The following is a 569-nucleotide window of genomic DNA, read 5'->3' on the forward strand; positions in this document are numbered from 1 at the left end:
TCGAGTACTCCCCCGCCCGGGCCAAGGTCAAGCTCGCGTTCGTCGGAAAGGGCATTACGTTCGATTCCGGCGGACTGTCCCTCAAGCCGGCCACCGGCATGATGACCATGAAGTGCGACATGGCCGGCGCCGCCGTCGTGCTTAATGCCACGCTGGCGATCGCCGAACTGGGCCTGCCGCTGACTGTGACGGCTTGGCTGTGCCTGGCGGAGAACATGCCGTCCGGCACGGCCCAGCGCCCCTCCGACATCATGACAACCTACGGCGGACGGACCGTCGAAGTCCTCAATACCGATGCGGAAGGCCGCTTGGTCATGGCCGACGGTCTCGCCGCAGCGAGCGAGGAGAAGCCTGATGCGCTGATCGACGTCGCCACGCTGACCGGAGCGCAGATGGTGGCCCTGGGCAACCGGGTCTCCGCGGTCATGGGCGACGATGGCGTGCGCGACGCCATCAAGGCGGCAGCGGACCGGGCCGGGGAACTGTTCTGGCCCATGCCGCTGCCGGAGGAGCTGCGCCCGAGCCTGGACTCCCGCGTTGCCGACATCGCCAACATGGGCGAAAAGTAC

Annotated in this window: 1 protein-coding gene; it reads left to right on the forward strand. The window is 67.5% G+C overall.

All coding sequences use genetic code 11. The features are described from left to right. A partial coding sequence (locus AC5RVV_RS17895; protein WP_494002697.1) for a M17 family metallopeptidase occupies positions 1 to 569 on the forward strand: 569 nt, incomplete at both ends.

It is taken from the genome of Arthrobacter sp. MDT2-34-1 (genome assembly GCF_059091365.1).